Source organism: Pradoshia sp. Z3_51 (assembly GCF_058215915.1).
In genome coordinates this window covers 1-3188 of record NZ_JBZAJC010000021.1, presented here as the reverse complement: position 1 = coordinate 3188, position 3188 = coordinate 1, and the positions used below count along the sequence as shown (strand labels likewise).

The 3188-nt window shown below is 34.5% G+C and carries 1 protein-coding gene; it reads left to right on the top strand.

Features of this window, described 5'->3' with window-relative positions; all coding sequences use genetic code 11:
- Nucleotides 1-1758: 1758 nt before the first annotated feature.
- On the top strand, nucleotides 1759-2109 hold the full coding sequence (locus AC4BHA_RS19040) for a hypothetical protein (protein ID WP_077248007.1): 351 nt from the start codon (nucleotides 1759-1761) through the stop codon (nucleotides 2107-2109).
- Nucleotides 2110-3188: the final 1079 nt, after the last annotated feature.

The window sequence follows — 3188 nt, the reverse complement described above, 5'->3', positions numbered from 1 at the left end:
CGCGAGTCCCTGTGAGAGTAGGACGTTGCCGGGCAATTTAAGAAACCAGTTCAGTTGATGAGCTGGTTTTTTTGTGCGGTTTTTTAGGGACCAAGAGAGATCATTTATACTTGTTTGGGCTTGATGGGATCGGGAAGGATTTTTCGTCAAGGGTACTACCTTAAAGACGTGTGGAAGCTATAGAAAAGCTGCGCTATTCAACACCTATGGGACATCTTTGCCTGATCTATGGATAAAAGGTGTCTGAAAGGTAGGTGAAGTGTGGAGGAAAGCAGCTATGCCCTACCTATGCCTGACCTATGCCGGGTTAAAGGTGCTTCATAGGTAGGTGAAGTATGGAGGAAAGCCGTAAGAAAACATGTATAACACACCTATTAGTGAACATACGAGATAATAATAAAATTGGAAAACATATATTAAGGACTCAACCTGGGATTTCAGCTGGGAGACTCCTAAACCTTTTTAATCAAAATCTATAGGGAAGAAGGTCAGGAAAACGTAAGAGAATTGGTTCTTCACTTCTTCTTAATCACAAGCTCATGGATATATACTTACTGAATGTATCCAAGTTAACTAATCGATTGATTAAAAGAAATCCTTGCTAAAATCTCACCGTTATACTCACTCTATTGCTTGAACACAACATAATTGATTCATCTTTACATAGAGAAAGGTTAATGAAATATTGCATATTATAGTGAAAGAAATATATGAACTAAACATCTTTAGAGCATGTCACGAGTTTTAAATATTTCTTTGTAAGAAGAGGAACAGTTTCCTCTTTCATCAGGAGAATTAGTTGCCGTTTATTTTGGTGATGATTTTTATTAACTATGCAAAGAGATTAAGGATAAGGTTCGTATAATTCAATGAATATGGGCTCTTAATTGGCGATTCCTCATTTAAAGGCTATTTGCATAGGGTGGTGCTCCTAAATAAAAAAATAAGCATCCATATTCAAAATCAAGATAGTTCTTTAACTAAACCTTAATACAGAATTATCACTTGTATGAGGAAAAAAGATTGGCTTACAATAACACAAAGGATATATTTGGAAGGTTGGCTGTATTGAGAGTGGCCAAGAGGAGTCTTAAACTTTTAACTAATCAATGGCCTTTTGGAATAACGCTAATAGCACTTTGCATATTTGCATTCTTTAGATTTTTTATAGCAGACTTAGAAATGAAACATGGGTGTATTGTATTACCTTATTCCTTTTTCGCTTATATCACTGAGTATAGCTGTAGTTGGGCTGCCGCTAGAAAGGAAAAATGATAAGAAAGTGATCATTAGATCTGTCTTTTCGATAGTCATGTCTCTTTTATTAATTTTACTATTATGTTTTATCTACATAGCTCCAATATTCTTCCCTTTCGGAATACCACCGTTATTTTAGCGAACCCATCAATGTTAGGTTCGCTTTTTTATTGATTCAATACACTTCACCATTGCAAAAACTAAGTGATTAGCTTTTTTAAAAGCAGCTAACGGGGCACAGGTTAGTGGATGAAGGAAGTCACTTATACAATGTTGTATTTAGTATGTTATATAAACAAAAGGGGGTAGTAGGTTAATTAATTATCTATACTATGATAAAAGGAAAGGTACAATCAGAGCTCTCATGCCTTTAAATATAGAGGATCATCTGTAAATAAGAAGGGATGAAATGAAAAAACCACTGTATTTTCTAATCTTCTTGTTGCTCTCTGGGTGCGCACAAAGCGATGAACAACTACCATTAACGGAAAATGCGAGAATTTGCAAAGGATTCTAGAGGATAAAGGATATGATGAGCTGTCCTATGAAGGAGAGAGGACTAGGACGTATACGATAAGTGACTTAACGAAACTTCCCGCTAAACAGGACTGGGCTGTCCAATCCATCGAACCCGAGCCCTATTTGAATAAAGAGATTCATTTAGTCCGTTTTTTCGTTAAAGGTCATCCATTAGATAATGAGTTCCAAGAGGGGAAAATAAGTGTAACGGTCATGATGTGGAACCGAGAAGTGATTGGAGGAACCTCGTTCCCCTATTCCAAACACAATGATATGCTCGGAGGATCCTATTCACTGGACGGGAAAACCAGTGAAGAAATTCAAAGTAAATAGCATATGACATAAGGTTTAATACTGGATATTAAAAACGAAGTATAACTTTACCAGTCATGAACTAATTAATCAGGGGATCTAAAAGAAAGACCGGAGCTGAATATGTTGAATGTTGGGTTGATTAAAAAAGAAGATGTTCTATACTCTTATAAGTTTATCGGCTGGATTGCTGGGTTTTAGTGAAGGTACGAAAGCTTTCTGGAAAGATTGCATCATTATAAAGAAGAGAATCAATCGATCCATCAGTAATAAAAGATTGTCTTATTCTATAGAAGAAAAAGAAAGTATCAGTAAGTAACGTTTTATATAGTAATTAGAGTAATATCAACATTCCTATATATACTTTGTCTCATGCAAGTATATTGTCACACTGAAAGAAGGTATACCATCTAATATAAAATAACAAGTTTCCGAGAAGATGCTTACCAGGTTGTTTAAGGAAATCCACTATTTTTTTTATGGTTCTGTGTTGGCCATCTCTTTATACATATATAAATAAGACAAGCTAACTGTGTGATTAACGGAGTTATGTAAAAAAACCGATCTTTTTTTCTGCATTATAGAAATATCAATTTTGCGTTTAATTAGCTTCGTTTCTTCTTGATATGGTAAATCGTAAAGTGAGCATAAATATCTCATGCATGCTAACCGCCTCCTGTAGAAGTAGTTTTGAACAAGCTGAGAGTTTCGACGTGAACTGAAATACAGATAGAATCGCTAAATATAGAGGAGATCCGAAGAGATAGAAAAATACATATAAATTCCAGTTTTATATTACTCGAAATAGTGGTATTATAATTAAGTCGCTATGAGATAGAAGGCGGATAAATCCTTGAATGCAAACTTATAAAAAATAATTTATAAAAAGGGTTGCATTCATAAAAAATATAAGTTATTATATAAAAGTTGCTTCTGCAACGCGAAACATTTTGAGAGATTGTTAGTGAATAATATCAAAAAGAAAATGCTTGACAAAAGCTAACTGAATTGATATGATATAAGAGTCGCTAACACGACAGATTGTTCTTTGAAAACTAAACAAAACGAAACGCCAAGCAAGTCTAAAAACAAGAGATTTT